General features: G+C 43.0%; 28 protein-coding genes and 1 rRNA gene. 2 read left to right on the top strand and 27 right to left on the bottom strand.

Annotation, left to right across the window (positions count from 1 at the left end):
* Position 1: 1 nt before the first annotated feature.
* The 23 genes from trxA to F9B85_RS12830 all read right to left on the bottom strand — a co-directional run bounded on the left by trxA (position 2) and on the right by F9B85_RS12830 (position 22,981).
* Entirely contained in the window at positions 2-331 is a 330-nt protein-coding gene (gene trxA, locus F9B85_RS12940; protein WP_151621629.1) for a thioredoxin, read from the bottom strand.
* Positions 332-374: 43 nt separating this feature from the next.
* The gene (locus F9B85_RS12935; protein ID WP_151621627.1) at positions 375-644 is read right to left on the bottom strand and encodes a metal-sensitive transcriptional regulator; all 270 of its coding nucleotides are present in this window, start codon (positions 642-644) and stop codon (positions 375-377) included.
* Positions 645-668: 24 nt separating this feature from the next.
* Complete coding sequence (locus F9B85_RS12930; RefSeq protein WP_151621625.1) at positions 669-1,466, bottom strand: tRNA threonylcarbamoyladenosine dehydratase; 798 nt, start codon at positions 1,464-1,466, stop codon at positions 669-671.
* A 3-nt stretch (positions 1,467-1,469) separates the two neighbouring features.
* Positions 1,470-3,269: an aspartate--tRNA ligase gene (gene aspS, locus F9B85_RS12925; protein ID WP_151621624.1), complete on the bottom strand. Its 1,800-nt coding sequence runs from the start codon at positions 3,267-3,269 to the stop codon at positions 1,470-1,472.
* Between the two features lie 50 nt (positions 3,270-3,319).
* Complete coding sequence (gene hisS, locus F9B85_RS12920; RefSeq protein WP_151621622.1) at positions 3,320-4,612, bottom strand: histidine--tRNA ligase; 1,293 nt, start codon at positions 4,610-4,612, stop codon at positions 3,320-3,322.
* Positions 4,613-4,614: 2 nt separating this feature from the next.
* Positions 4,615-6,195, bottom strand: a complete 1,581-nt coding sequence (gene hemZ, locus F9B85_RS12915; protein ID WP_151621620.1) for a coproporphyrinogen dehydrogenase HemZ — start codon at positions 6,193-6,195, stop codon at positions 4,615-4,617.
* Positions 6,196-6,198: 3 nt separating this feature from the next.
* The gene (locus tag F9B85_RS12910; protein ID WP_151621618.1) at positions 6,199-6,825 is read right to left on the bottom strand and encodes an MBL fold metallo-hydrolase; all 627 of its coding nucleotides are present in this window, start codon (positions 6,823-6,825) and stop codon (positions 6,199-6,201) included.
* 42 nt (positions 6,826-6,867) lie between these two features.
* The gene (locus tag F9B85_RS12905) at positions 6,868-9,081 is read right to left on the bottom strand and encodes a RelA/SpoT family protein (protein ID WP_279237790.1); all 2,214 of its coding nucleotides are present in this window, start codon (positions 9,079-9,081) and stop codon (positions 6,868-6,870) included.
* Positions 9,082-9,504: 423 nt separating this feature from the next.
* Entirely contained in the window at positions 9,505-11,634 is a 2,130-nt protein-coding gene (gene secD / locus F9B85_RS12900) for a protein translocase subunit SecD (RefSeq protein WP_151621614.1), read from the bottom strand.
* 139 nt (positions 11,635-11,773) lie between these two features.
* Positions 11,774-12,436, bottom strand: coding sequence for an HD domain-containing protein (locus tag F9B85_RS12895; protein ID WP_151621612.1), 663 nt, complete (start codon positions 12,434-12,436; stop codon positions 11,774-11,776).
* Positions 12,437-12,506: 70 nt separating this feature from the next.
* Positions 12,507-12,716: an aspartyl-phosphate phosphatase Spo0E family protein gene (locus F9B85_RS12890; protein ID WP_170270530.1), complete on the bottom strand. Its 210-nt coding sequence runs from the start codon at positions 12,714-12,716 to the stop codon at positions 12,507-12,509.
* Positions 12,717-12,927: 211 nt separating this feature from the next.
* Positions 12,928-13,185 (bottom strand): preprotein translocase subunit YajC, encoded by a 258-nt coding sequence (gene yajC / locus F9B85_RS12885; protein WP_151621608.1) that lies wholly within the window; start codon positions 13,183-13,185, stop codon positions 12,928-12,930.
* A gap of 51 nt (positions 13,186-13,236) precedes the next feature.
* On the bottom strand, positions 13,237-14,358 hold the full coding sequence (gene tgt / locus F9B85_RS12880; RefSeq protein ID WP_151621606.1) for a tRNA guanosine(34) transglycosylase Tgt: 1,122 nt from the start codon (positions 14,356-14,358) through the stop codon (positions 13,237-13,239).
* Positions 14,359-14,369: 11 nt separating this feature from the next.
* Positions 14,370-15,398 (bottom strand): tRNA preQ1(34) S-adenosylmethionine ribosyltransferase-isomerase QueA, encoded by a 1,029-nt coding sequence (gene queA, locus F9B85_RS12875; protein WP_151621604.1) that lies wholly within the window; start codon positions 15,396-15,398, stop codon positions 14,370-14,372.
* Complete coding sequence (locus F9B85_RS12870; protein ID WP_151621602.1) at positions 15,395-16,924, bottom strand: SpoIID/LytB domain-containing protein; 1,530 nt, start codon at positions 16,922-16,924, stop codon at positions 15,395-15,397. Before F9B85_RS12870 ends, queA begins: the two co-directional genes overlap by 4 nt.
* A 125-nt stretch (positions 16,925-17,049) precedes the next feature.
* On the bottom strand, positions 17,050-18,201 hold the full coding sequence (locus F9B85_RS12865) for an anti-sigma factor domain-containing protein (RefSeq protein ID WP_170270528.1): 1,152 nt from the start codon (positions 18,199-18,201) through the stop codon (positions 17,050-17,052).
* Between the two features lie 31 nt (positions 18,202-18,232).
* Positions 18,233-18,988, bottom strand: a complete 756-nt coding sequence (gene sigI / locus F9B85_RS12860) for an RNA polymerase sigma factor SigI (protein WP_243138217.1) — start codon at positions 18,986-18,988, stop codon at positions 18,233-18,235.
* 61 nt (positions 18,989-19,049) lie between these two features.
* On the bottom strand, positions 19,050-19,241 hold the full coding sequence (locus tag F9B85_RS12855; protein ID WP_341474393.1) for a DUF2905 domain-containing protein: 192 nt from the start codon (positions 19,239-19,241) through the stop codon (positions 19,050-19,052).
* Positions 19,242-19,277: 36 nt separating this feature from the next.
* The gene (locus F9B85_RS12850; protein ID WP_151621596.1) at positions 19,278-19,826 is read right to left on the bottom strand and encodes an epoxyqueuosine reductase QueH; all 549 of its coding nucleotides are present in this window, start codon (positions 19,824-19,826) and stop codon (positions 19,278-19,280) included.
* A 7-nt stretch (positions 19,827-19,833) separates the two neighbouring features.
* The gene (gene ruvB / locus F9B85_RS12845; protein ID WP_151621594.1) at positions 19,834-20,922 is read right to left on the bottom strand and encodes a Holliday junction branch migration DNA helicase RuvB; all 1,089 of its coding nucleotides are present in this window, start codon (positions 20,920-20,922) and stop codon (positions 19,834-19,836) included.
* Positions 20,923-20,934: 12 nt separating this feature from the next.
* Positions 20,935-21,693, bottom strand: a complete 759-nt coding sequence (gene ruvA, locus F9B85_RS12840; protein ID WP_170270526.1) for a Holliday junction branch migration protein RuvA — start codon at positions 21,691-21,693, stop codon at positions 20,935-20,937.
* Positions 21,690-22,178, bottom strand: coding sequence for a crossover junction endodeoxyribonuclease RuvC (gene ruvC / locus F9B85_RS12835; protein WP_151621692.1), 489 nt, complete (start codon positions 22,176-22,178; stop codon positions 21,690-21,692). The genes ruvA and ruvC overlap by 4 nt, the downstream gene beginning before the upstream one ends.
* A gap of 134 nt (positions 22,179-22,312) precedes the next feature.
* A complete protein-coding gene (locus tag F9B85_RS12830) occupies positions 22,313-22,981 on the bottom strand; it encodes a hypothetical protein (protein ID WP_151621590.1) in 669 nt (222 codons plus the stop codon).
* A 184-nt stretch (positions 22,982-23,165) separates the two neighbouring features.
* Between F9B85_RS12830 and F9B85_RS12825 the strand changes: the two genes are divergently transcribed.
* Positions 23,166-23,645: an Lrp/AsnC family transcriptional regulator gene (locus tag F9B85_RS12825; protein WP_151621588.1), complete on the top strand. Its 480-nt coding sequence runs from the start codon at positions 23,166-23,168 to the stop codon at positions 23,643-23,645.
* Positions 23,646-23,932: 287 nt separating this feature from the next.
* Here the strand turns inward: F9B85_RS12825 and F9B85_RS12820 are convergent, their stop codons facing one another.
* The 3 genes from F9B85_RS12820 to F9B85_RS14945 form a co-directional block, all read right to left on the bottom strand.
* Complete coding sequence (locus F9B85_RS12820) at positions 23,933-24,700, bottom strand: YebC/PmpR family DNA-binding transcriptional regulator (protein ID WP_151621586.1); 768 nt, start codon at positions 24,698-24,700, stop codon at positions 23,933-23,935.
* 101 nt (positions 24,701-24,801) lie between these two features.
* Complete coding sequence (nadE, locus tag F9B85_RS12815; RefSeq protein WP_151621584.1) at positions 24,802-25,575, bottom strand: NAD(+) synthase; 774 nt, start codon at positions 25,573-25,575, stop codon at positions 24,802-24,804.
* Positions 25,576-25,772: 197 nt separating this feature from the next.
* The gene (locus tag F9B85_RS14945; protein WP_279237789.1) at positions 25,773-25,904 is read right to left on the bottom strand and encodes a hypothetical protein; all 132 of its coding nucleotides are present in this window, start codon (positions 25,902-25,904) and stop codon (positions 25,773-25,775) included.
* 253 nt (positions 25,905-26,157) lie between these two features.
* Between F9B85_RS14945 and F9B85_RS12810 the strand changes: the two genes are divergently transcribed.
* On the top strand, positions 26,158-26,550 hold the full coding sequence (locus F9B85_RS12810) for an acyl-CoA thioesterase (protein WP_243138229.1): 393 nt from the start codon (positions 26,158-26,160) through the stop codon (positions 26,548-26,550).
* A 214-nt stretch (positions 26,551-26,764) separates the two neighbouring features.
* Here the strand turns inward: F9B85_RS12810 and F9B85_RS12805 are convergent.
* Positions 26,765-26,891: ribosomal RNA gene (locus F9B85_RS12805) — 23S ribosomal RNA — on the bottom strand; the annotation flags it as partial.

Below are 26,891 nucleotides of genomic sequence, written 5' to 3'. Positions count from 1 at the left end.
TTTAGATGTGGCTGTCCATTAGTTTAGCTAAGTCGGCTTTTGACTTAAAGCCTACGGCTTTGTCTACTACCTGGCCGTTTTTGATAACTAGCAAAGTAGGTATGGACATAATTCCATATTCTGAAGCTATCTGACGGTTCTCGTCAACGTTCAATTTGCCAATGATTGCCTGACCATCGTATTCGTTAGCCAATTCGTCAATAACAGGTGCAATCATTTTGCAAGGCCCACACCAGGCCGCCCAGAAGTCAACTAGTACAGGCTTATCTGCTTCTAATACAGCAGACTTAAAGTTTGCATCTGTCAGGGTTACCACTTTCTCACTTGCCATTAAATCCATCTCCTTGTAAATAATCTGCTTACTACCTAGTAGTCTACTTAGTAAACTTGGCCAGCACATCTACTAATTCTTCTACAGCTTTTTCTTGTTCCTCTGTTAGGGGAACTTCTGACAAACATTTGCGTGTATGATTCATGATAATTAATGTACCGACGCGATTAATAGCCGCTCTAGCCGCGGCGACCTGAACGAGCAGGTCTAGGCATCCTTTATCTTCGTTAAGCATTTTCTGAATGCCTTTAACCTGACCTTCAACTTTTTTTAGTCGTCGGATTAAAGCTTCTTTGGAATGTGTGCAGTCCATGTCAGGCCCCCCGTTCCAATACCCTTACGGGGTATCTGTTTTTATTATATTGGTCTTTTTGCCAGTTGTCAACAAGTCTCTAACAACGACAGAGGCCATCATAAGTCCTGCAACGGGAGGTACAAAAGCTATGCTACCAGGAATTTGCCTCTTGCTAAGACAAGTAGCTCCAAAAGGCTCTTCTGGATTAGGACATACACATTGGCTTTTGCAAGCATTTTCACCTTGTGGCTTTAGTGGTTTTTCTGTAGAATATACCACTTTTAGGTCTTTAATACCTCGTCGACGCAGTTCTTTTCTGATGACTTTGGCTAGTGGATCGATTGATGTTTTGTAAATATCCGTCACTTTCAGTTGTGTTGGGTCAAGCTTGTTGCCTGCACCGAGAGCTGAAATGACAGGTATGTGAAGAGCTTTGGCTAGTTCTATGATTTGTAATTTGCCTTTTACAGTGTCTATAGCGTCAACGACATAGTCGAGCTTTTCTGTAATGATTTCTTCTCCTGTTTCGACGCCGTAGAAGCGCCGAAAGAGGGTAAGTTTGAGCTTGGGGTTAATGTCTTGTAAACGTTCTGCCATTACTTCAATTTTGGGTCGTCCTACAGTAGAGTGTAGTGCATGAAGTTGACGGTTAATGTTAGTAAGGCAGATGTCGTCATGGTCTATAAGAACTAGGTGTCCTACGCCACTTCTAGCGAGGGCTTCAGCTGTGTAAGAGCCCACACCGCCAAGGCCAAAGACGGCAACGGTGGCTTGATTTAAGGTGGCTAGTCCTTCCGGTCCGATTAAGAGTTCACTTCTAGAAAAAAGATGTTGCTTCATTGTTTAGTTTGTTTTCCCTACCTTTTTGGGAGGCATGTCTATTTTGATATGCAGTTCTTTTAGCTGTTTGGTAGTAACACTAGAAGGTCCGTCGACCATGATGTCTGATGCTGATTGGGTTTTGGGGAAGGCGATGACGTCACGAATTGTTTCGCGTCCTGTCATAAGCATGATCATGCGGTCAAGGCCGAAAGCAATTCCGCCGTGTGGTGGTGTGCCGTATTCAAATGCTTCTAGCAAGAAGCCGAATTTTTCTTTGCTTTCTTCTTCTGTAAGGCCAAGTAGGGCAAACATTTTTTCTTGAATATCTCTCTGGTAGATACGGAGAGAACCGCCGCCGATCTCTACGCCATTAAGTACTAGGTCATAAGCTTTGGCGCGCACTTTGGAGGGATCTGCATCTAAAAGATCTTTGTCTTCGTCTTTCGGTGCTGTAAAGGGATGGTGAATGGCGATGTAACGATTTTCCTCTTCGTCGTATTCTAGAAGGGGGAAGTCGACGACCCAAGCAAATTGTAGTTCTTCACTATCAATTAGATTGAGGCGCTCTGCTAGTTCTAAGCGTAAGTTGCCTAGAGCGGCGGCAACGACGGAAGGCTTGTCGGCTACGAAAAGCAGGAGATCGCCTTTTTCTGCTTTCATTTCCGAGAGCAGAGCTGTCCATTGTTCTTCTGTGAAGAATTTGGAAATCGGTGATTTGGGGCCTTCTTCGGTCATCTGAATGTAGGCAAGACCTTTTGCACCATAAATGGCCGCTGTTTTGGTTAGTTCGTCAATTTCTTTACGGGAGAAATGGGCGCAACCTTTGGCATTAATGCCTTTTACTTGACCGCCACCTTTTACTACAGCGGCAAAGACTTTGAATTCTACGTCTTTTACTTTTTCTGTGACATTGATCAGTTCCAGTCCAAAGCGTAGATCTGGCTTGTCTGAACCGTAGCGCTCCATTGCTTCGCTGTAAGGAATTCTACGGAAAGGTGTTGTTATCTCACGGCCTGTAGCTTCGAGGAAGATAGAAGCTACCATTTTTTCCATTAGTGTAAGTATTTGATCCATGTCCATGAAAGACATTTCAATATCGAGCTGGGTAAATTCTGGTTGTCGGTCGGCTCTTAAGTCTTCATCACGGAAGCAACGAACGATCTGGAAGTAACGCTCCATGCCAGCTACCATGAGAATTTGCTTGTATAGCTGTGGTGATTGCGGTAAGGCAAAAAATTCGCCAGGATGGACGCGACTTGGTACGAGGTAATCACGAGCACCTTCGGGTGTTGAACGAGTGAGCATGGGTGTTTCGATTTCTAAGAAGCCTGCTTGGTCAAGGAAGTCACGCATAGCTTTTGTTGTCTTATGGCGCACCATGATGTTCTTTTGCATTTCTGGGCGTCTTAGGTCTAGGTAACGGTATTTGAGGCGAACTAGTTCGTCTACGTCCACATTGTCTTCAATGTAAAAGGGTGGTGTTTTGGCGCTATTGAGGATCTCTAGTTGTCTAGCATATACTTCTATTTCACCGGTAGGTAGGTTTTCGTTAATTGTACCTTCTGGACGTGCTTTTACTTCGCCTGTCAGTGCCAGTACGTATTCGTTGCGGACGCTTTCAGCAAGGTTGAATGCTTCTTGTCCTACTTCAGGGCTGAAGACAACTTGTGCGAGACCGGAACGGTCACGGAGGTCAATAAAAATCAGGCCACCATGGTCTCTTCTGCGCTGTACCCAGCCCATAAGAGTGATTTGCTGGCCTTCATGGCTTTTGCGAATTTCGCCGCAGTTATGAGTTCGGTTAAGGTTTAGCGTCTTCATGGATTCTTAAGTCCTTCCTTCTATTTCTAGAGTTAGTTCTAGAGTTGTTTCTAGCCTTTTTCCCTATCTCTGTCCTCCTGAATAAGTGCATAGAGCCGTTCAGGAGCTTCGTAGAGAGGAATGTTCTCTTGCGTGCCCTTATTCATTGCGCGCAGGGTTACTTCACCTTTTTCCAATTCTCCTTCGCCTACAATAAGTACGTAGGGCGCTTGAAAACGGTTAGAGGCTGTTTTGAGTTGCGCTTTGAGGGAGCGGTCTTGGTAGTCCATTTCTACGAAAAGACCTTGGCGACGTAGGGTTTGCATAAGGCCGAAGGCTACTGTTTTAGTGCCTTCGCCGATTGAGGCGATGAAGATGTGTCTTTTTTCTGCTTTTTCTGTTTCTAGGAGGCCTTGTTCTTCCATGGTAAGCAGAAGTCTTTCGAGACCGAGGCCAAAACCCATGCCAGGTACAGGTGGCCCTCCTAGCTTTTCCACGAGGTGGTCGTATCGTCCACCGCCACCGATGGAGGATTGAGCGCCAATGTCTTTGGAGATGATTTCGAAAGCTGTTCGGGTGTAATAGTCTAAGCCGCGTACTAGCCGTTCGTCAAGGGTAAATTCTACGCCGGCGGCGTCTAGGAGCTCTTTTACTTCTGTAAAGTGGTTGTTACAGTCATCACAGAGGTAACCTACGGTGGTAGGTGCATCATGGGAGAGTTTCTGACATTTTTCTTCTTTACAGTCTAAGATACGCATGGGATTTTTGTCGAAGCGACTTTTGCAGTCCTGGCACATTTCTTCTTTTTGTGGTTCGAGGAATTGCTGGAGTGCTTCTCTGTGGCCAGGGCGACATTGAGGACAACCGATGGAGTTAAGGAGTAGTTCAATGTCTTTTAAGCCTAGTCTTCTGTAGAAGTCCATGGCCATAGCGATAACTTCAGCATCTACTTGGGCTGTTGTAGCTCCGAAGACTTCAATGCCGAATTGGTGAAACTGCCGTAGCCGTCCCTTTTGAGGACGGCCAAATCGAAACATCGGTCCTTGGTAGTAGACTTTAACTGGTTGAGGACCGGCATATAGCTTATGTTCAAGTAAGGCTCGTACTGTAGGGGCTGTTCCTTCTGGTCGCAGGGTTAGTTCACGGCCGCCTCGATCGGTAAAGTCGTAGGTTTCTTTTTGAACGATGTCAGTGCTGTCTCCTACACCACGATGAAAGACTTCGCTATGTTCAAAGATAGGTGTGCGAATCTCTTCGTAGCCATATTCTTGACATAGTTGAGCGATGACTTGTTCTATTAGATGCCAGTGACGTGTCTGCGATGGGAGGATGTCTTTCGTTCCTCTTGGAGCGCTGGTGAGCATTGCTACTTTCCCTCCGCTTTTTTAATCTTGCGTTCGATAATTTCTTCTATACGCTCCACGTAGTTCTGGGGATCTTTGGGGTTGTGCCAGTTATCAAGGACAAGGCCTGTTGGTGCTTTTATGATTTTGGTGGCCGAGCCAACTCCGAGACCCCAGATGGTTTGTCTTTCTTCCATGACTTGAATGTTATATATACATTCCTTGCCGGAGATAGCATAGCCGATGTTTTCTAAGTTGGCAAGAATTCTTTTTTGTCTGTAGAGGTAGTAAGGCTTTAGGCCTTTGGTGGTTGCTTTTTCTTGGGCCACAGTGAGCATTGAAGTTACTTCTTCTACAGGCGGTAAGTTCCATTGCTCTTTCTCTGCTGTCAATCGAGAAGCTCTTTTCACTGCCATGGTATGAATGGTTAAGTTTTCTGGCTTGAGCCAACTGATGCGGTTCATGGTTCTCTCTACGGAAGCTACAGTTTCTCCAGGGAGTCCTAGAATAATATCCATGTTAATGCTAGGGATACCTATATCTCGGGCTAATTCGACCATGTTGACGACGTCAGCGGCGCAGTGGCATCGCCCAATGCGTTGAAGGGTGTCGTTGTTCATGGTCTGTGGGTTGATGCTTAAGCGGTTTACGTTGTAGTGGCGCATAATCTTCATTTTCTCTCGGTCTAGGGTATCTGGTCTCCCGCCTTCTACGGTGAACTCTACTGTGGCTGGAGAGATAAGGTTTTCTTCTACCACCTGGAGTAGCGACGCTAGTTGTGTGGCCGATAAGGTTGTTGGTGTGCCGCCGCCAATGTAGATGGACTGCACTTCTTGGCCTGTTCTTTTCATGATCTGGCCTAGTGCTTCGATCTCTTGTTGAAGTGCTGTCATGACAGGTACAATCCAAGAGCCATAGCGCTTTAAGTCATAGCTAGGAAAGGAACAATAAAGACAACGAGTAGGGCAAAAAGGTATGCCAATGTAGACGCCAACTTTATTATAGTCTTCCTCTGTCTGTAAGAAGAAAGGTCGTTGTCTCAAAGCTACTTCAATGAGCAATTGTGATTTTTCTTTGCTTACTGCATAGTCGCTCATGAGCTCGTCATAGATGGCTTTGATGCTTTGTCCATTGTCAAGACTGCGGTGAACGATTTTGGTGGGCCGTACACCTGTTAGTGTGCCCCAAGGATTAGCCGGTCTTCCTGTATAGGCTTCTAGGCTTCTCAGAAGGGCTAACTTAGTCAGACGACGGATAATATTTTCTTCACTTTGGTTGTTATTGCTGTTGTCTGTAGTCGGCAAGGCTTCTTGTGGCTTTTTGGGTAGAGATGCCTGCCCTTGACCGAGTCCTTCGCGGTCTGCTCTTGAAAAACGACAGGTAACAGTTATTTGAGATTCTGTTTTTTGATAGTTGATCTCAATATATGCTTGCTCTTCTTCCTTTTTCGAGGACACTTTGCTTTGCATTTGCTTAGATGTAGCTGTTGGTTCTAGCTGTGAAGGTTCTTCTATTTTGATTTGTCCTTCTGGGAAGAACAGCCATAGGATCTCTTGCAAGGTGATCCCGTAACGGCTCGGCACCCCCCGCAAGTGCACTTCCATTTTTTATCCTCCTATAAGAAAAGGATTGCTAGTGCGCTCTTTTTCGATCGTTGATTTGGGTCCGTGACCTGGATAGACAATAGTTTCATCAGGCAAGGTAAGCAACTTTTCTCGAATCGATTGGATTAGAGTGCTGTGAGAGCCATTAGGAAAGTCTGTTCGGCCAACTGATCCTGCAAATAAGGTATCACCTGAAAAAACTACATCAGGTCCTTTCAGGCACATGCCTCCAAGGGTGTGTCCTGGTGTGTGTAAAACTTCTAAGGTTACGTTACCTATTTTTATCTCGTCACCATCTTGAACTACTCTTGCGGCGGCAGGGCTGACGATAGGATGAGTAAAGAATTTGGAAAGGTTTTGGTTTGCTGAAGTGAGCATGGGGGCTTCTTCAATGTGACAGATAATTGGGGCATTGGTAGCTTTTTGTACACCTGCGTTAGCTCCAATATGGTCACCATGGCCGTGTGTATTGATGATGGCTACGATGGTGACTTGCTCTTGATTTACTAAGTCCATGATTCTATCGGCTTCATCGCCTGGGTCAATGAGTGCACCTTGTCTAGTTTCTGGACAGATGACGAGGTAGCAGTTAGCACCGAGCATGCCTGTTTCTAAGCTACGTATGAGCAATATTTTCTCCTCCTATTTCTAAAAGTCTTTTTGAATGCCATTCTAGCTTGATAGCTGTCCTTTTTTTTCTGGTTTGCCATCAGCGTTTGGGGTAATTCGTCTGACTTCTAGGACGTCTTTGATTTTACTTATTTTTTCAAAGATAAAGTTGAGATGTCCGAGGTCACGAATTTCTACAACCATATTGATGAGAGCCATTTTGTTTTTCGTTGCTCTGGAGTAGATTGAGTTGATTGTTGTTTTGGAGTCAGCTACAGCGACCATAACGTCTGTGGTGAGACGCTCTCTATCAAAAGCAGAAACTTCAATCTCCACTTGATAAGTGGCTGGCGATTGTTTATCCCAAGTTACTTCTACCATCCGCTCTTTGTCTTCTGGTGGCATGTTAGCTAAGTTAACACAGTCTACGCGATGAATAGAAACACCTCGTCCCTTGGTGATGTAACCTACTATGTCATCGCCAGGTAGAGGGTTACAACAGCGAGAAAAACGAATGAGTACGTTGTCGACTCCACGCATGCGCACCCCTTGAGAAGGTTTGCCAAAGCCTGAGAACGGCTTTATTTCTGGTGGTGGTCCTGCTTCTTCTTCATATTTTTTCTCTTTTTTCAGTTCTTCTTTGATGCGAAGTATGACTTGATTGACTGTAAGGGCGCCGTCACCGATAGCAAAGCAAAGGTCTTCACCATTTTGGAGGTTAAATCGTTTGCTAATATCGTTGAGTCGTTCTGCTTTCAGCGCATCTGCCGTATCGATGTTAGATTTTTTGAGCTCTCTTTCTAATGCTTCTTTGCCTTTTTCTATAAATTCTTCTCTTTTTTCTTTTTTGAACCATTGACGAATGCGGTTGCGTGCTGTTGCTGTTTTGACTATATTAAGCCAGTCTCTAGATGGCCCTGCTGTTGTTTTGGTTAAGATATCAACGATTTCACCAGTCGATAGTCTGTAGTCTAAAGGGACAATACGTCCGTTTACTTTACAGCCCATACAGCGGTGACCTACATTGGAGTGAATGCGATAGGCAAAGTCTAGGGGTGTTGAGCCGGCTGGCAGTTCAACGACATCGCCTTTTGGGGTAAAGACAAAGACGGCATCAGAGAAAAATTCGATTTTGAGAGATTCCATAAAATTATGGGCATCGCCTTGATCAGATTGCCACTCCAAAAGCTGTCGAAGCCAAGCTAATTTTTCTTCAAAGTTCTTACCTTGGTTTTTGCTTTTTTCTTTGTACTTCCAGTGGGCGGCAATGCCGTAATCGGCTGTTCTGTGCATGTCCCAGGTTCGAATCTGTACTTCAAAAGGTTCGCCTACTGGTCCTAGTAATGTTGTATGAAGGGACTGATACATGTTCGTTTTCGGTGTGGCAATGTAGTCTTTGAAGCGCAGGGGGATTGGCTTCCAGATGGTATGGATGATTCCTAATGCTCCATAGCAGTCTTTCAGATTATCTACGATGACGCGCACAGCAATAAGGTCGTAGATTTCTGACAGATCTTTTTTCTGGTTGACCATTTTTTTGTAGATAGAGTAAAAGTGTTTGGGACGGCCGGAAATATCAGCTTTAATACCTACTGCTTCTAACTTTTCTCGCAAGATGTCGATTATTTCGTTAATCCGTTTCTCACGCTCTTGTCTTTTTACAGCAATGCGCTGAACAAGGTCGTAGTATGTTTCCGGTTCTAGATAGCGAAGTGATAAGTCTTCCAGTTCCCACTTCATTCGAGAGATACCAAGGCGATTGGCCAGAGGAGCAAAGAGCTCTATTGTTTCGATGGCAATCTCGCGCTGTTTTTCTGGTCTTTGGTGTCGAAGCGTTCTCATGTTGTGTAGTCGGTCGGCCAGCTTGATTAAGATTACTCTAATGTCTTTGGCCATGGCCAGGAACATTTTACGTAGGCTTTCTACTTGCTGTTCCTGCTTAGAGCGAAATTCTAGACGACTTAATTTGGTAACGCCGTCAACGAGCAAAGCCACTTCTGCTCCGAAGTCTGCTTCTAATTGTTCTAAGGTGATAGGTGTATCTTCTACTACATCATGAAGTAAGCCAGCGGCAATAGTAGGAACGTCTAGCTCGAGGTCGGCTAAAATATATGCCACAGCCATGGGATGAAAGATGTATGGCTCCCCGGATTTACGAAACTGCCCCGTATGGGCATCATCGGCGTATCGATAAGCTCTTTGGACAAAGTCCAAATCAGCTTGGTTATTAGTATAACTCTTTATACGTTCTACAAGTTGTTCCAGGGTTACCTGCATCTTCACACCTCCCATCGCAAGCGTTATAGCTTCTTGCGATGCTTTTTTTTGAAAAAAACCTTTCACCTTTTCTATTTTATGGGCTGGAAATCCTGCAGTATTAGTAAAAAAAGAGCTTTTTGATCTATATAAAAGCTATTGAACAGATCTATTCCATTACCCATTGTTCCATCTTTTGCTAGTCTGTATACGATTCAATCACTCTTACTTGCCTATAGCAAGGTGTATCTAGACCTGGGCAGGCATTTTCCGGAGAGAGGACTTGGCGACCTCAGCCGTCGCCAACTTGTTGGCGGTAACGGCGTGGGAACAGTCCGTTCGGAGGACAATGACTGCACAGGTCCAGGTAATTAGTCTTGATAACTTTAGACTCATAGGAAAAGCACTCCGACATATAAGTCAGAGTGCTTAAAAATATGCTCATTAAGCGGCTTCTGTGTTAGTTCTTCTTTTTCTACGTTGGGCTCTTTCCCAATTCTTCAGATCAAGCCAAATGGGGCTAGCGTGGAAGATAGAGGAGTAAACACCAACGGTGACACCGATTAGGATAGCCAATGCTAGATCCTTGGTCGTTTCGCCACCCCAGAAAAGCAAGGCTACAAGAACAAAGATAACTGTTAGGGCTGTGTTGATAGAGCGTGTCATGGTATCCCATAGGGAACGGTTGACCATTTCTTCGAGGTCGTCTTTCTTCTTAATCTTACCGTAGTTTTCTCGAACGCGGTCAAAAATGATGATCGTATCGTTGATTGAGTAACCGATAACAGTCAATATTGCGGCTACAAAAGCTGTAGTTATTTCTATCTGGAAGAGGGAAAAGATTCCGACGACGATTAAGACATCATGAAGAAGTGCTGATATGGCCGCAACAGCGAATTTGAACTCAAAGCGTACTGTGATATAGCCCACCATGAACACGGCGGCCGCAGCTAGTGCTAAGAGTGCGCTGATCGCCAATTCTTTACCGATAACGGGACCGACAAGTTCATCACGCTGTACTTCTAAAGGTGCAATTTGGCTTTTTAGAGAGTTAAGAACTTCTGTTCTTTCGTCATGTTCTAGTACTTTCGTGCGAATGATGAAGTCATTGTCGTTAGAGGCCTGAATGGTGGCAGTAGCTAAGTCATGCTGGCCTAATACAGTTCTGACTTCTTCTACTGTAGTCGCTTGTTCAAACTTTACTTGCATCATAGAACCGCCAGTAAAGTCGATGCCAAAGTTCAATCCTTGCAATAGTAAAGAAAGTATGGCAGGTATAATTAAAAGCGCTGAGAAACCGTACCAGGTCTTTCTTTTGGCCATTAAGTTGATTTGTCTTAGGCTATCTAACTGTTTGTCTCCTTCTTTGGCTCCGTAGTATTTATGGTTTTTGAACATGCCACTACCTGCTGTAGAGCGAAGCATCCATCGTGTAAAGGTGATGGCCGTAAACATACTCGCTAGAATACCTAGTCCTAGTGTGATGGCAAAGCCACGAATTAAACCTGTCGTTAAGAAGTAGAGGATGACCATAATGATTAGAGTTGTTACGTTGGCATCCAATATAGCTCGGAAAGCACGATTAAAGCCACCTTCAATAGCGGCTCGCAATGACTTGCCTTCCCTAATTTCTTCTTTGATTCGTTCATAGATAATGATATTAGCATCGACTGCCATACCAACGGAGAGCAAGAGACCAAAGATACCCGGTAGCGTTAAGGTAGCATTAAGCAAGGCTAAAATGCCCATAACAATAACAGCGTAAAGTGCTAAAGAAACGGTGGCAATGAAGCCAGGGACTCGATAGTAAAGGATCATAAAGGCAATAACAAGACCTAGTCCGATTAAGGCCGCTGACTGGCTCTTACTAAGACTATCAGCACCTAAAGAAGGTCCTACAGTCCGCTTTTCAATCATATCTAACTTAACGGGCAAAGCACCGGAGTTAAGCAATAAAGCGATACGACGAGCTTCTTCTAAGTTTTCATAGCCTGTGATTTGTGCTTCTCCGTTGACAATAACGCTTCGCACAACAGGGTTTTGTAAAAGTTCGTCATCGAGATAGATTCCGATAGTACGATTAAGGTTAGCTCTCGTTGCATCAGCAAATTTGCTTGTACCTTCAGTATTAAAGCTAAGCGTTACAATTGCTTCTGTTCCACCAGGCACAATTTGTTCACGAGCTTGTCGTAAATCTTGACCTTCCACAACGACTTGTCCATCTTCGGTGCGGAAAGTTAGCATAGCTGTCTTACCAATTAGTTCAATAGCTCGATCGGGATCATCAATGCCGGCCAATTCAATAATTAGACGATCAGCGCCCTGAATCTGAATTAGTGGTTCTTCCACACCCAGGCCATTGATCCGTTGTTCCATGATAGCTTTGACCTGCTCCATCTCCCGCTGGGTGACTCCTTCTTCAGGCCCTTCAACTGCCTGTAAGACAACATGCAGTCCGCCCTGCAAGTCCAACCCTAGCTTGGTCCCTTGTAGGATGGGGTTGTAACTGAGCGTGACAGCAACGGTCACCAGAAGAAGCAAGGCTATCATTTGCAGTGTGCTGCGTGTTTTCATTGTCGATAGCTGCCTCCTTGCCATATTCATTCTTGCATCATGCAATTGTATCACATTTACAGGTAATTAGAACACCCTGAATTATACTCTTTATGAAGAAAGCTTGTCAAACGAAAGTAGAGGGACTGTAGGGATTACTTTACAGAACTTGTGCACCGTTAATCATCAGATGAAATTCAGCACCTAAGTAATTAGCAGCACGACGACAAAGGACCATGCGAGGTAAGAAGATCTCAAAGTAGTCCATCATGGGGCTGATATTAGAGTCAATTTCTAAGACAAGAGTAACTGTGTTTTCTCCTAATTCTATAGAAGAATTGCGAACTGCATAGTTGACCCGATCATGTATATCAAAAGTAGCTTTATCTTTGTCTCCTACTCTTTTGTAATGCACATCACCTTTATCTGCAAGGACCAGTGCGGCGCCAGGTGCGTTGACGATATGACCGACTGATTCATCATGATTACCAATAGCTGCCATGATGGTAGCTATATCTTCATAATCGGCTCCCATTTCTTTTAGAATGAGGCGCGATAACAAAGCTCCGATCTGACCATGACCTTCACGGCTAACACTGTTTCCTATATCGTGCATATAACCTGCAATACGGGCTAACTCTATATCCTTTTGCTCATAACCTAGATGTTTTAAGATGGCTCCGGCATTTTTGGCAACGAGGGCGGCATGACGAAGACCATGTTCCGTAAAACCCATTGCACTAAGATGTTTGTTACTTGCTTCGATATAGGCTCTTACTTCGGGGTTGTCTCTAATTTTTTCAAAAGTAATTGCTTTGGGCATTTCTATTATTCCTTTCAAATATGAGTCAGCTCGCTGTCTCTGTAGTTTTTCAAAAAAAAGCCGCTGAGAATTATCTTCCCAGCGGCAATGGATAATAATCGGGAAAATCTAACTCCATTTGTCGATTTTCCTTCATATATTGTACAATCAGTGAGTCTAGTTCACAAGATTTGCGATAAACCAATCCTGTTGTTAAGGAATCCGTTCCTTTTCTTCGAGCTAAACGTTCTAATTCTTTGCGCTTTCGCTGAATTCTTCTTAGCAAAACTTGACAATCCATGCTCACATATCCCTCCTGAGACAATTTTCTCCGTCTTGCAACCATTTTCTGACAAAGAAAGTGGAAATCTTATAAGCAAAAAGTTCTTATTTTACTCTTTCGACTTATATTTCCAATTTCCTGCTGTAAATTGCAACTTTTTTGTATTTTTTTGTTATCTCAGGAGGTTTGTTAGAAGCTTTTGTTTCTTTTAGTTAGATTGTACTACAATTTAGTCTGCTTTTTTGACTATAGCTGTTTTGGTGAATTCTACGTTAATTCCTTCGGAAACTTCAACCATAACAGTCTCTTCGCCGACAAAAGTAAGAGTGCCGTGGAGACCACCAGCTGTTACTACTTTGTCACTTACTTTAAGACTTGATACCAATTCTTTATGAGCTTTTTGAGCTTTCATTTGTGGTCTTATGGCGACGAAATAGAAAAGCGCAAACAACGCCACCATATATACGAGAAACCAACCTTGTTCCATTAAAAAAACCTCCTTTTCTTCGTCGGGACATGATCATACTTTATTCGAATATTAATTAACCATTTCCTGCCCGTATTTGTCAAGAAAATCTCGCTTGAATTGCACGAAACGGTCTTCTAAAATAGCTTCTCTTGCTTTTTTCATCATTTTGAGCAGAATGTGTAAGTTGTGAATAGTAAGTAGTCGGTAGACAAGTATTTCTTCGGCTTTGTAAAGATGACGTAGATAAGCTCGACTGTAATTATTACAAGTGTAGCAATCACATTCTGGATCAAGGCGCTCAAAATCCCTTGCATATTGGGCATTGCGTATGACAACTTTGCCATGAGTAGTAAAAGCTAAGCCGTTGCGAGCTACCCGTGTAGGTAGTACGCAATCAAACATATCGATACCACGAGCAACGCCTTCTAAAAGTGCATCGGGACTGCCAATACCCATTAGATAACGAGCTTTTTCTCGCGGTAGTTCCGGAACTGTTGCTTCGAGCATTTCATACATTAGCGGCTTCGGTTCACCTACGCTGAGACCTCCGATGGCGTAGCCTGGAAAGTCTAGTTCAACGAGTCTTGCGGCACTTTCACGGCGTAAATCAGCGTACATACCACCTTGTGTGATACCAAAGAGCGCCTGGTCTTCTCGATTATGAGCTTTTTGACAACGTTTAGCCCAGCGTGTCGTCATTTCTAGTGATTTCTTAGCGTAGTCGTAATCACAAGGGTAAGGTGGACATTCATCAAAAGCCATGATGATGTCTGCTCCGAGATCCATTTGTATCTGAATAGATTTCTCGGGTGTGAAAAAGTGTTTCGAGCCATCGATATGGCTTTTGAATTCTACGCCATCTTCTGTAATTTTTCGTAATGGTCCTAAGCTAAAGACTTGATAGCCACCGGAGTCCGTTAAGATTCCGTGAGGCCAGTTCATAAAGCGGTGTAAGCCACCTGCTTCTCGCACAAGATCCGAACCTGGTCGGAGGTAGAGGTGATAGGTGTTCGATAGAATAATTCCAGCACCTAAGTCTCTTACTTCTTCTGGTGTCATCGTTTTGACGGTTGCTTGTGTACCCACAGGCATGAAAATAGGTGTCTCGAAAGAGCCGTGGGGCGTATGTAATCGTCCCACACGAGCTTTTGTTTGTGAACATTCTTTGATTAGTTCGTAGCGGACAGCCAATGGAATCCTCCTTATAAGATCATCATGGCGTCACCAAAGCTGAAGAAACGGTACTTTTTCTCTAAGGCTTCTTCATAGGCCGCTATGATGGTATCACGATCGGTAAAAGCAGAAACAAGCATGAGCAGTGTAGAGCGTGGTAAGTGGAAGTTGGTGATCAAGCCGTCAATGACTTTGAATTGATACCCTGGATAGATAAAGATGTTTGTCCATCCTGAGGTGGCTTTGATCTCTCCTTCAAAAGTAGCTACTGATTCTAAGGTACGTACAACCGTAGTACCTACAGCAATAACTCGCCTGCCTTCTTGGCGGGCTTTCTTAATAGCTTGGACAGCTTGTTCGTCGATTTGATAAAACTCGGCATGCATCTGGTGGTCTTCTATTTCTTCTACTTGCACTGGCCTAAAAGTGCCTAGACCAACGTGAAGTAATACGGTAGCAATTTCTACGCCTTTTTCTTGTAGCTTCTCTAGTAGTTGCGGTGTAAAGTGAAGCCCTGCTGTAGGCGCGGCCGCTGAACCTTTTTCCTGGCTATAGACGGTTTGATAGCGTTCTGCTTCTTCTTTTTGTAAAGGCCGCTCGATATAAGGAGGTAAAGGCATCTGACCAAGTTCATCAAGTATTTCTTCAAAATTTCCTTGGTAGTAAAAGCGTACAAGCCTTCCACCGAAGGCAGTGCTGTCTAGAATCTCTGCTTTCAGTTGCTCTCCAAATTCCACAGTTGTCCCTGGCTTAAGTCTTCGTCCTGGTCGCACAAGTACTTCCCATTGGTCATTACCTTTAGGTGTAAGTAAGACCATTTCTACGGCTGTTTCTGTACCGCTTTTAGTTCCGTAGAGCCGTGCTGGAATAACTCGTGTACGATTTAGCACTAAGAGGTCACCAGGTTGTAGGTAGTCGCCTAGTTCTCTAAAAATGCGATGTTCCCTCTTGTTGTTCTGGCGATCTATTACCATTAATTTGGAAGCATCTCTTGGTTCTATCGGTTCTTGCGCAATTGCTTCATGTGGTAGTTCATAATCGAAACTGTCAACCTTCATCGAGTTCCCCAATCTCCTACAATTTGAAGTCGGCTATCTTGACGGCCGCCACTGTAATAATGTTTTACAATCTCTTGATATGTTTTTCCTTTTTGTGACATGCCCATAGCTCCCCACTGACTCATGCCTACTCCATGACCGAAACCAAAGCCTGTTAAGACAAAGCTCTGACTAGTTCCAACCGTATGCTGACTACCTGTCCCGGGGCTAGTTGATGTATTGCCAGCTTTGGTTAATCCTTCTCGACCTAGTACGTAAAGCTCTTGGTTAGCTGTGCCTTGGCGAATCATATTGTCTGCTCCAATGATGTAAAAAGCGGCATCTCTAATTGTATAGGTCTGTGTACTCTCACTTGCTGAAATAACATTGATGATGCTATTGCCCGTGGGATTTCCTGTTACTTGGTTAGGGGACTTAGCAGTATTGGAGGTATTGGCACTGTTAGATGTGTTAGAGGGGTTTGTTGATTCTAGGGTAAATAGTGTAGAAGGACTATCTACGACAGCTCTTACTTGTAGTCTTCCTACTGATACTTTTCCCTTTGTGCCAATCACTTCTAGATTAGTTACTCGACCTGTTGGGCTTGTCTCTACTATACGAAGGTCCGTAACTATTCCTGGGTCCCGTCCTGTAACAGCCCTAGTTCTATCTGCAATTTCCTGAGCTGTAATTGTTTTTCGCCAGCGGTAAGCGGCTGTTGTGGCTGTGCTAAATTCTTCAGCATAGCTATCTTCAGGTGTTGCTACACTTAATAAGTAAGGTCTACCTTCATTCCAAACATATTGAGAAGACTCTGTTTTGCCACCTGCATTAGAGTGGAACACTGCCTCAATAACTCGACCATCGTAGTTAATAACTTGTCCTTTTGTATCATCTACTACTTGTAAAATATTTGGTCTTTCACCTTCTAGACCTCGATAAACTTGACTACTAGTGTCAGCTCGGAGATCAAAAAGGGTGTTACTCTGTTGTCTAATTCTTAGGTGATAGAGAGCATAGCTTCTTGAAACAACAGCCTGTGCTCTTAATGCTTCTGTGGGAGCACTAAAGCCCATTTCTAAACCTACTACACCGTAGAGATAGGACTCTAAATCGAGTTCATTGATTATGATGAGCCCACTTTGTTCTTGCGATATTGGCGCATATATTCGCAAGTTTCCTCGGTATTTTTTACCGTTTATCTCCAATATATTCTCTTGCCTATCCATTCCATGCAGATAAATTGGACCTTGATATGTACGAGCTAGAGCTTGTCCGTCTTTTTCTATCCTGAGTGAGTGTCCGGCTAAGGTGATGCGCCACGAGCCTGAATCAGTGCTGTCATTAATAGTCAAACCTGTTTGCTCATCAATTAATTGGTATGTACCAGATGAGATTTTTATTTCTGCTGTTACAGGTTGACTGATGAGCACGCGAACTTTAGGGATATCTTCTGCTTCAGCAAGAGATAGTGGCATAATTATGAAGCAGAGACTCAGTAAGATGACTAGGCCATAGAGCCATTCTTTTCTCTGTGCCTTGCCCAATGCGTTTCATCCTTTCTGGTTGCCTTGCTTGCAATCTTCTTTTTTTTCGCCAAAAGGGTATTTTCGACATAAGGACTAGCTTTCCTGTTTTAACATCAAAAAAGGGAGTAAAAAACCTTCCAGCATCAGCTGGAAGGTACTGATTCATCTAACTTTTCAAGATTCCTGCTTGCATTTACATCTTCTGATTTGGTTAAGCCTTGTTCTTGATCTAGGCCCTCTTCTTCTTTTGCTGTTTTTGATTTACCTTCTGTTGCTGTTACTTCTGTTACTTCTTCATCGACAACTGTAACTTCTTCATTAGACCCATTTGCTTTTGCATCAGACACATCTACTTCATCATCAGTTACAGCTATTTCTTTATCAACTGCTCTTACTTCGTCTTCAGCTACAGTCGTCTCTTTATCAGCTATAGTTACTTTTTCTTTTGCAGGTTTTAAAGGTTCTGGGGAAGGCGCTTCTTCTGGAGAAGTTGATTGTTGTTCTTTGCTTTCTAAACCTTGCTCAAGAGCTTCTAAGATAAGTGCAAATTTCCCTATCGATAGTCCTAACTCTTGCGACCTAATCCGTTGCTCTTTGGAAGCATGGATGGTCTGAATCTTATCTGTTCGCAGATTATCCTCTGCTAACACTTGTTGTGCTGAATAGCGCAGTATTTCTTCTAATTGATTTTGCTCATCTTCTGTTTCTTCTTCTTCAGCGTAAACAGCGATAAGCAATTGATTATCTTTGCTCTCTGCTAGATAACCTTGGCGTAAAGCTTCTCTAGTGATTTCTTGAATTGCTTCTTCTACGGAAAGTCCTTCAAGCTCTCTATGAGCTACAATTTTCTCACCGTCAGCATTGAGAGCTTTTAGTTCAATGACTCGATTCTGTCTATCTAGCCCTAACTCAATAGAAGGATTGATGTCTACTGTTACATACTTGACAGGACGTAGCCTTTCTGTTTCCTGTAACTCTTCTTGGAGCAGAGCTACTTTTTCCAAAGAGCTGTCCTTGCCCTCTGTTCCAGGGAATAGATAGCTTTGTAGGCTTGAAAAGCTCAAGAGAAAGACAAAGAAAACTGCAACAGCAACACCGAGCCAGGGATAAGGGGAGGAACGAAAAGACTTTTTAGGTTTGAGACTTCTTGATAAAGGTTGCTGGACTTCTAAAGTGATTTCATCGCCAATTCTAGGAATTTTTTTGGGCAGAGGAATTTTCTTAAACTCACCATTGTCGGTGAGGATGACCACTTCTTTTTCAGATGTTTCTAATACAATGCCGCGTTGCTCCACCTGAGCAATTTCCTCCTTGTAACAAGGTTGGTCAGACCTTGTTAATGTATTCTTTGAGGTATTCTAGGTTTTCTAAGAAGACAATCGTGACAGCAATAATATACTTTCGCTGTCTTTCTAGGGTTTTGCGACTCATGTCTACTTCTTTTTCCAGTGCTTTTAAGGGTAGGGAGCCTTTTAGCTTGAGGTAGTCACTATACTCTTTCGTTTCTGAGATGAGTCGGGCAACTTCAATGGCCCGCCGACGGGCATCTTCATGCTTTGGTGATACTTCAACTAGTTCGGCAAAAGAAAGTCCATAGTCTCGAAGTAATTTGTCATACTGTACAATTTCAGCACGTCGGTCTGAAGATTCATTCTCGAGACGGAAAGTTTCCTGAGCTTGGTGTACTTCAAGGCGATTGCTTGCATCTTCCCCTGATTCATCACTGGGATCATCGAAAGTAGAGAGCGGTAGGACTTTTTGTGCTTTTGATTCTTTACGAAAAAAGTCAATGAGACGGCGACGAATAACGGTGTCGGCAAAGGAGAGGAAAGATACTCCTTTTTCTTCTCGAAAATTGTTGATAGCTTCGTTAAAAGCAATCAAACCAATGCTTGCTTCATCGTCACTTCCTAAGCGTACATAACGACCGCTAACATTAGAAGCAACTCGCAGGATAAAAGGAGTAAACTTCTTGATTAGTGCGTTTCTACATGTTTCGTCGCCCTCTTGGGCGCGAACAAGAAGGAATCCGGGCTCTTGGAACCGAGTCATGGCCATGTTGCTACGTGATATTTGTTCCAAAAACTTCACCTTCTACAATAAAATTGTTCGAGTCCAGGGTTATGCTTTGTAGGGGTAAATCCTACCTCCGCCCTATAAGATTCAGTAAAATCGTTAAAATCAGGCTTAACAGGAGTCCTGTTGCCAGCGGGAAGTAAAAAGTCATGTTGCCTTTCTGAAAGGATATATCGCCTGGAAGGCGACCAATGGAGATAAATTGGCTAAGAAACCAGAGCAACCCACCCACTGCGATGAGGGCCAGACCTATCATGATAATCCATTTACCTACAGAAGCACCGTCTAACAGGGCTTATCCCTCCTTCTTCGGTTTAGGCTTATAGTAACGATCTTTCTCGCTATAGATACAACCGCAGTATGACTGTCTGTATAACTCTAATTCTCGAGCCTCTTGTTGTGCTTTGCGAAAACCAGGTCGAAAGTCTATATATATAAAAGGAATTGATAAGGCCTTGCCTATCTCCTCCCCTATTGCTTTCAGTTGTTCATGGTTCTGGTAGGGGCTAACGAGCAAAGTCGTTGTAAAGCCTTCCATATCAAGCGCACGAGCTTTTTCTGCTGTTTTATAGAGACGAACTCTATAGCAATGGTTACAGCGCTGAGCTGGCTGGGGAGCTACTTGCTGAAGAAACTCTTCTAATTCATAGTCCTCTTCTTTGTGTAGTGATAAGTTATTTGTTGCTGTGTAACCCTCTAAGGTTTCCAGTCTTCGACGAAACTCTTTATAGGGATGAATATTAGGATTATAAAAGTAGGCAGTTACATCGTGACCTTGTTGCCGTAGCTCTTCAAGGGGATAAATTGTGCAGGGACCACAACAACTGTGGAGAAGTAACTTCATTCATCCTTCACTCCGTCTTACTTTTTCCTTCTGTATCAAAAGCTAAGCTAGGTTGAATGGTATCTGTCGTTGTCGCTGATTCGACATTAGCCCATAGTATTGATGGTACAGCCATTTTCATGTGATGACAAGCGGGAATGGTAACCATACGACCTCGTGGCGTGCGGTTGAGAAAGCCCTGTTGCATAAGATAAGGTTCAATGACGTCTTCTACTGTATCTACCGATTCACTGATGGAGGCCGCTATAGTTTCTACTCCTACAGGTCCACCGCTAAACTTTTCAATTAAAGCTGATAAATATCTGCGGTCTGTATGATCTAGACCTAATGGATCAACTTCTAATCGCGCTAGGGAGTCTTGAGCTACTTCTTCGGTGATAATACCATCGGAAAGGACCTGGGCATAATCTCTCACTCTTTTGAGTAGTCGATTGGCAATCCGCGGTGTACCTCTTGCACGTAAGGCTATAGCTTGAGCACCTTCTCTTTCAATAGTCACACCAAGTATGGCCGAAGCTCGCGTTATGATCAGTTCTAGTTCTTCCGGTCGATAGTATTCTAAGCGATGAATGACGCCAAAGCGATCACGCAAGGGTGAAGTGAGCATGCCAGCTCTTGTTGTTGCTCCTACAAGAGTGAATCGTGGCAGATCGATGCGAATTGATCGAGCCGAAGGGCCTTTGCCGATGACAATGTCGAGGCCAAAGTCTTCCATGGCTGGGTAGAGGACTTCTTCAACGGAGCGATTGAGCCGATGAATCTCGTCAATGAAAAGTACATCCATTGGCTGTAAATTGGTCAGTATAGCCGCTAAATCGCCGGGCCTTTCGATAGCCGGACCGGACGTTATTTTTAGTTGTACTTTCAATTCGTTGGCAATAATTTGGGCCAACGTTGTTTTTCCTAAACCAGGAGGTCCATAAAGTAGCACATGGTCTAGTGCTTCACTTCGACGCAAGGCCGCTTGAATAAAAACAGAAAGATTAGCTTTAAGTTTTTCTTGACCGATATATTCTTGTAGAGCTCGCGGTCGCAGGCTCAGCTCTGTTTCTCCTTCTGACTGTTGGGAAGTCATAGAGACAAGTCGTTCTTCCATCCTCTCACCTCCTTAACCTTTAGCCAAATATCTTAAAGCCCCTTTGATCCACTCTTCTACAGTAGCTGAGTCTTCTGTTGTAGCAGATAACTCGATTAGAGCATCTTTGGCTTCGTTGGCCGAATAACCAAGAGCTTGTAATGCTTCTAAGGCTTCTTCACGAGCTTTTCTTTTGGGTGGCCGTGGTAAGGATGATTTTTTTGACTCTTTTTTCTTTTCTGAGGTCGCTGACGTCTTTTCAGTCTCATCAAGGTTGGCCTCTAGGCTATCCCTTGCTGTCGTAGATGCAGAATCAGCTTCCGCTGTTACTGCAGTTTCTATATTTGCTCTCAAGGGAGTTTTACCAATTGATAAAGTGCGCAAGCCTTGCTTGAGTAATTTGTCACGAAGTTCTATAACAAGACGTTGTGCCGTTTTGCGTCCAATGCCAGGAATACGAGTTAATACCATCATATCTTCGGTTACAATCGCCCGCTCTAGTTGCTTAGCTGGGAAGGTGGAAAGGATAGCCAGTCCCACTTTAGGACCAATGCCACTTACCTCTAAAAGCAGACGAAAGAAGGCCACTTCTTCTTCTGATATAAAACCAAAAAGTTGAACTTGATCTTCTCGATGATGATAGTATGTATGAACTAGTAACTCTTCACCTTGTCGTGGTAGCTTTTCTAAAAGGGAATTAGGTATATTAATGTGATATCCAACACCAGAGACGTCGAGGACGATGGCGTCTTCTCCGACTCCAACTAAAAAGCCTCGTAAAAAGGAAATCAACGGGACCACTCCTCTTGGTGTACACTGTGGGCACAACATATGGCTACAGCAAGGGCATCAGCAACATCGTCTGGTTTGGGTTTTTCTGATAAGGAGAGCAATATGCGTACCATTTCTTGTACTTGTTCTTTTTCTGCTCTACCATAGCCAACTACGGCTTGCTTGACTTGGGTGGGCTTGTATTCGCTAACTGCTAAGCCTGCTCGCGCGGCAGAAAGCAGAATGACTCCTCTAGCCTGTCCAACTGCTAATGCTGTCGTCACATTACGGCTAAAAAAAATTTCTTCTACAGCCACATGATGAGGCTTATATTGTTTTATTATATTATCTAGTTCCTCTGCAATGGTAAGCAATCGGGAAGGCATGGGACTGTGGGCTTTGGTACGAATGGCTCCATAGGCTAGGGGGTATAGTCGGTTGCCTTTGGCTTCGATAAGACCATAGCCGCATAAGGCCGTGCCCGGGTCAATTCCCAGGATGATCAGGTAGGACACCCCCAGAGTCTTTTTTGTGTTCAAGAATATTACTATACTAGAAGGACTTTATGAAAGACTTTTAAGAAGGACTCTATGGTTCTTTAAGTTTACGGTTCTTTAAGTTAAAAAGGCTTTTTAATTACTTAAAAAGCCTCATCATTATATATTCGACGTGCATCATATGAATCCTGTTCGTAGTGTCTATTAGATTCATCCATGCCGTCCAAAATCTGGTAAAGCACTTCTTCGTCGCTCCAAGCTAGCCAGCCTGATTCGGCGACACGTCTTAAAGCTTCCGGCAGATACTGTGCTTCAATAGTTGTCAGTCTGTCTACACCACCGTAAATACCAGGTGGTCCAATAATAATGGCGATAACTCCTTCTACGATCCCAAGATGTCGCTTAGTTGCGTCCTGAGGACTTAGTGTTGATAAAGTACGTTGGAAGATAATTTGACCTGGCTTAAGTTCATATTGCCAGCCCTCTCGATCTGGAAAGCGTTGTAGTAGTTCTCGAAAAGGCCTTCCTGTCCAATCGTAAGGTCTTTCTAATGCTTCTACAACAGTTTCTTGACTTAAGGAGTAAGTTGTTTTCATGTATATTGCGACACCAGGTGCGATGGGACGATCTAGTAGTTCTTGCGTCGAGTATTTTGTGTTATCGTCGAAAGAACTATTTCCTAGACGATCATAGGCTAAAACACCTAGGTAGGTCAATGTAAATGTAATCCAGAATATAAAAATGAAAACAGGCACTATGGAAGTCCATGGGGCTTCTTTGTTTTTATTGATTATTTTTTCAGGAATGTGCATGACTTTTTCACCTTTTTCTCTTTTCAGGCATAATCAACCAGTAATATAGTGCCCGAAATAGAGTTTCTTTAAAACGCCATGCTTGGTGATTTTTGTACTTTTACGGTTATCCTTGACTTTTCCTGAAATTTTTTATATATTCGAATCAAAAGGTTGGTGGTTTTAGGCAAGGAGGCCAAAAAAGATGTATGATGCCGTTGATTGCCGTATTTTACAGCACCTCCAACGTAATGGAAGAGTTACTCAGACAGAGCTAGCGTCTCTTGTGGGGTTATCTTCTCCGGCAGTAGCCGAAAGGATCAAAAAGTTGGAGGAAAAAGGGGTTATTCAAGGTTTTCAGGCCCGGTTGAATCCTAAAGCGTTAAATCTAGAACTTACAGCGTTCATTACTCTTCGTCTCGATCATCCCAGTCGTCATGAAATGTTTCTTGAAAGAGTCAATGCTTGTGATAATATCTTAGAATGTCACAAAGTTACCGGCGAGGACGGTTTCTTGCTTAAGATTAGAGTTAGCGATACCGGTGAGCTGGATCAATTGCTATCATCATATCTTTTGGACATACCTGGTGTAAGTCACATGAGAACATCTATTGCATTAACAACTCATAAGGAAGAAATTCTGTTGCCTTTGCCAGCTGAGGAAAGCACTGAAGAAAGCGCTTAATTGAACAGAGAGAAAGATTGTGAATTGGTCTTTTTGTATTTTTACTGTGTCCATGTTTCTACTCTAGATTGAACTAGATCTCATTAGTAGCATAAGAACGTTCTCGACAATATTCTTTATAATTGCTAATTTAAGGTTTTCTCTTAACAGTAAATGTACATAGATAGTGCTTATGCTAGTATGGTAAGATTAAAAAATGAAAAAGGAGCTACCTTCTGTTAATCAGAGGGTGCTCCTTTTTTTCTTTTCTCCCACTTTACTGAGTTAGTTCTTCTATTGTAGTTATCTTATTCCAATTCTTTCATTAGTGATTCTGACAAGTCAAAGTTAGCGTAACTGTTTTGAACATCATCTTGCTCATCAAGCATTTCCATGAATCTCAGTAGCTTTTGAGCTTGTTCTTTTTCGGTTATTTCTACAGTATTCTGTGGTAGCATTGTGATTTCTGCTGTAGCAACTTGATAGCCTTGTGCCGCAATAGCCTCTTTTACTTCTTCTAGTTGTTCCGCTGTTGTGTATATTTCTACTTCGTATGGTGAGACTTGTAGATCTAGAGCACCTGCTTCCAAAGCTTGTAGCATTACTTCTTCTTCATCAAAAGGCTGGTCTCCCTTTTCCGGATCGCCTTCTAGTCTGATTAGCCCCTTACGATCAAACATCCATGCTACACAGCCACTTTCGCCTAGGTTACCACCGTATTTGGTGAAAAGATGACGTATCTCACTGGCTGTGCGGTTCCGGTTGTCTGTCATGGCTTCAATAAGGACAGCAACACCACCAGGTCCGTAGCCTTCATAGGATAGTTCTTCATAGTTTACACTGTCGCCGCCACCAGTGGCACGTTGAATAGCTCGCTGTATGTTATCATTAGGTAAATTAGCTTCTTTAGCTTTTTGGATAGCAATTTTTAATCTGAAGTTACCATTCGGATCAGCTCCACCTTGTCGAGCGGCTACAATGATCTCGCGAGATAACTTTGTAAATATTTTTCCTCTTTGGGCATCGACTTTTGCTTTTTTGTGTTTAATATTAGCCCATTTTGAGTGTCCAGCCATAGCTGAGCATTTCCTCCTCTTTAGGTTTTTACTTCATTCTGTCGCTAGAGTTTTTTATTGTACCATAATCTTTTCATTCTTTGAAAGGCTTAGAAAGGTCTTTAGATGACAGGAGGAAGTTTTCTTTTATGGTCTGAGCAGAGGTGTAGTTTTTCTATTTTTTGAATTACTTCGTCTGTTCCTTCACCTGTGAGAATATAGCGATCTACTTCTTCGTAGGTAAAGCCCATCTCATCCTCATCAGTTTGGCCTTGCCATAGATCAGCTGAAGGTGCTTTTGTGATAATTTTTTCTGGTATACTTAGGTAGGCGGCTAAAGCTCTAACTTGTGCTTTGACCAGGCTAGCCATAGGGTTAAAGTCACAAAGTTGATCGCCACCTTTAGTTTCATAGCCCAGATAGATTTCTGTGCGATTACAGGTACCGGCCACAAGATAGCCTAGCTGATTAGCAACAGCATAGAGTACAATCATTCTTTCTCTCGCTTTGGTGTTGCCAATGGTCAGGGTGGAAAGAGGTTCGGAAATTATATTTCCTTCTACCATTGAGTTTTGAATTTGCTTAACTAATTGATCTGTTACGCTGTCTAGGTTTACTTTGATCATGCGCAACCCCTGACTTTGGGCAATCAGCTCTGCATCTTCCTCATGTTCTTTGGCACTGTGAGCACCGATAAAAAGTGCTAGGACATTTTCTTTTCCTAAGGCACGTTGACAAAGAGCGGCTGTAACTGCACTATCTATACCTCCACTTAGGCCTACTACAATTCCTTTTCGACCTGCCTGCTCCACTTGTTGGCGAATAAATTGACAGCGCTTTTCCACTTCCTGTTCTAGATTTTTTTCGAATTCTGTTGTTATGCTTGTTGAAGACATTGCTGTTCCTCCTCTAGGTCAGCTAATAATAATAACGAAAAAGCCTACTTTCCTAGTAGTTAACTAGGCTAGTAGGCTTCATTGCCCTCTATAAACTTGTGCTTTATCTTAAGGTTGGCTATGCATTGGCCTACCTATTTATTTTACCTGTAATGGCACATAGAAAACAAGTTCCATTCTATGGTTTTACGATGTAATTAGGATGTCTGGCTCAATTCAATGATTGAGTAAGGTCTATCTGGTTCAAGCTTTACCTTTTGAATCATCGTACTGTCCATAAATTGGTAGCAAACTTCTTCTCCATCGATCCAGGTTACCAGGTATTCCATTTTAAAAATGCGCCTCCTACTTTATTAGCCTTTGCAGGCTTTTCATGGCCTACATCCGTTACGGTGTATACAATATGCCATGTCGTTGATTATATGTTTTTTTCTTAACCTATACAAGCTTTTTTTTGTTAAGTTTATATGAAGATAGATCTTACCACTTTCCCCAAGGCTAGATAAGGATTATACTATTGATATTTGCAGCTCATTGTTGCGATTTATAAATAATATCATGTTGGTGGTGATTTTCTTGTTTGTGAAAACTATTGATCCACGTTTTGGTGATACAGACGCATTAGGGCATATTAACAATACTGTTCTTCCCCAATGGTTTGAAATTGGTCGTGAGCCCGTTTTTAGTATTTTTACGCCAGATTTGGACCCTAAGAAGTGGTGTCTGATTATGGCTAATATGAATATTGATTACACAGCACAACTCCATTACGGTCATTCTGTTGAGATTCGTACGACAGTGAATAAGATAGGGAACTCTTCCTTTCAGTTAGGCCATGAAGCTTGGCAAAAAGGTACTCTATGTGCTAAAGGTACAGCTACGATCATTCATTTTGATTACGCATTGCAAAAATCAGTGCCTATTCCTGAGGATATTCGCAAAGAGCTCATGGAGCATATAGATTTTTCTCAATAAGGTTATCTTAATATAGGTTATGCCTAGCAATTAATAATTAAAGTTAATATAAAACAAGAAAAAAGCTTACTGCATTTCGTTAACGCAGTAAGCTTTTGCTTATTCCTTGAAAGCTACACAGAGAATTGTTAGACAGTTTCCTGTCAATTGTTTGGAAATTGTCTTGGGGTCTGACCCCCACACAATTCCTGCACAATATTGCGATGTAATAGAGTAGGTTAAGTCCTCGACCGATTCGTACTCGTCAACTACACGCCTCACAGCGCTTCCATCTCGAGCCGATCAACCAGGTCATCTTCCTGGGGTCTTACCTACTTAATGTAGTGGGAAGTCTCATCTTT

The sequence above is a fragment of the Heliorestis acidaminivorans genome, from assembly GCF_008933955.1.
Classification (GTDB): Bacteria; Bacillota; Desulfitobacteriia; order Heliobacteriales; family Heliobacteriaceae; genus Heliorestis; species Heliorestis acidaminivorans.
The sequence above is the reverse complement of the archived record's forward strand: the minus strand, read 5'-3'. Positions and strand labels throughout refer to the sequence as shown.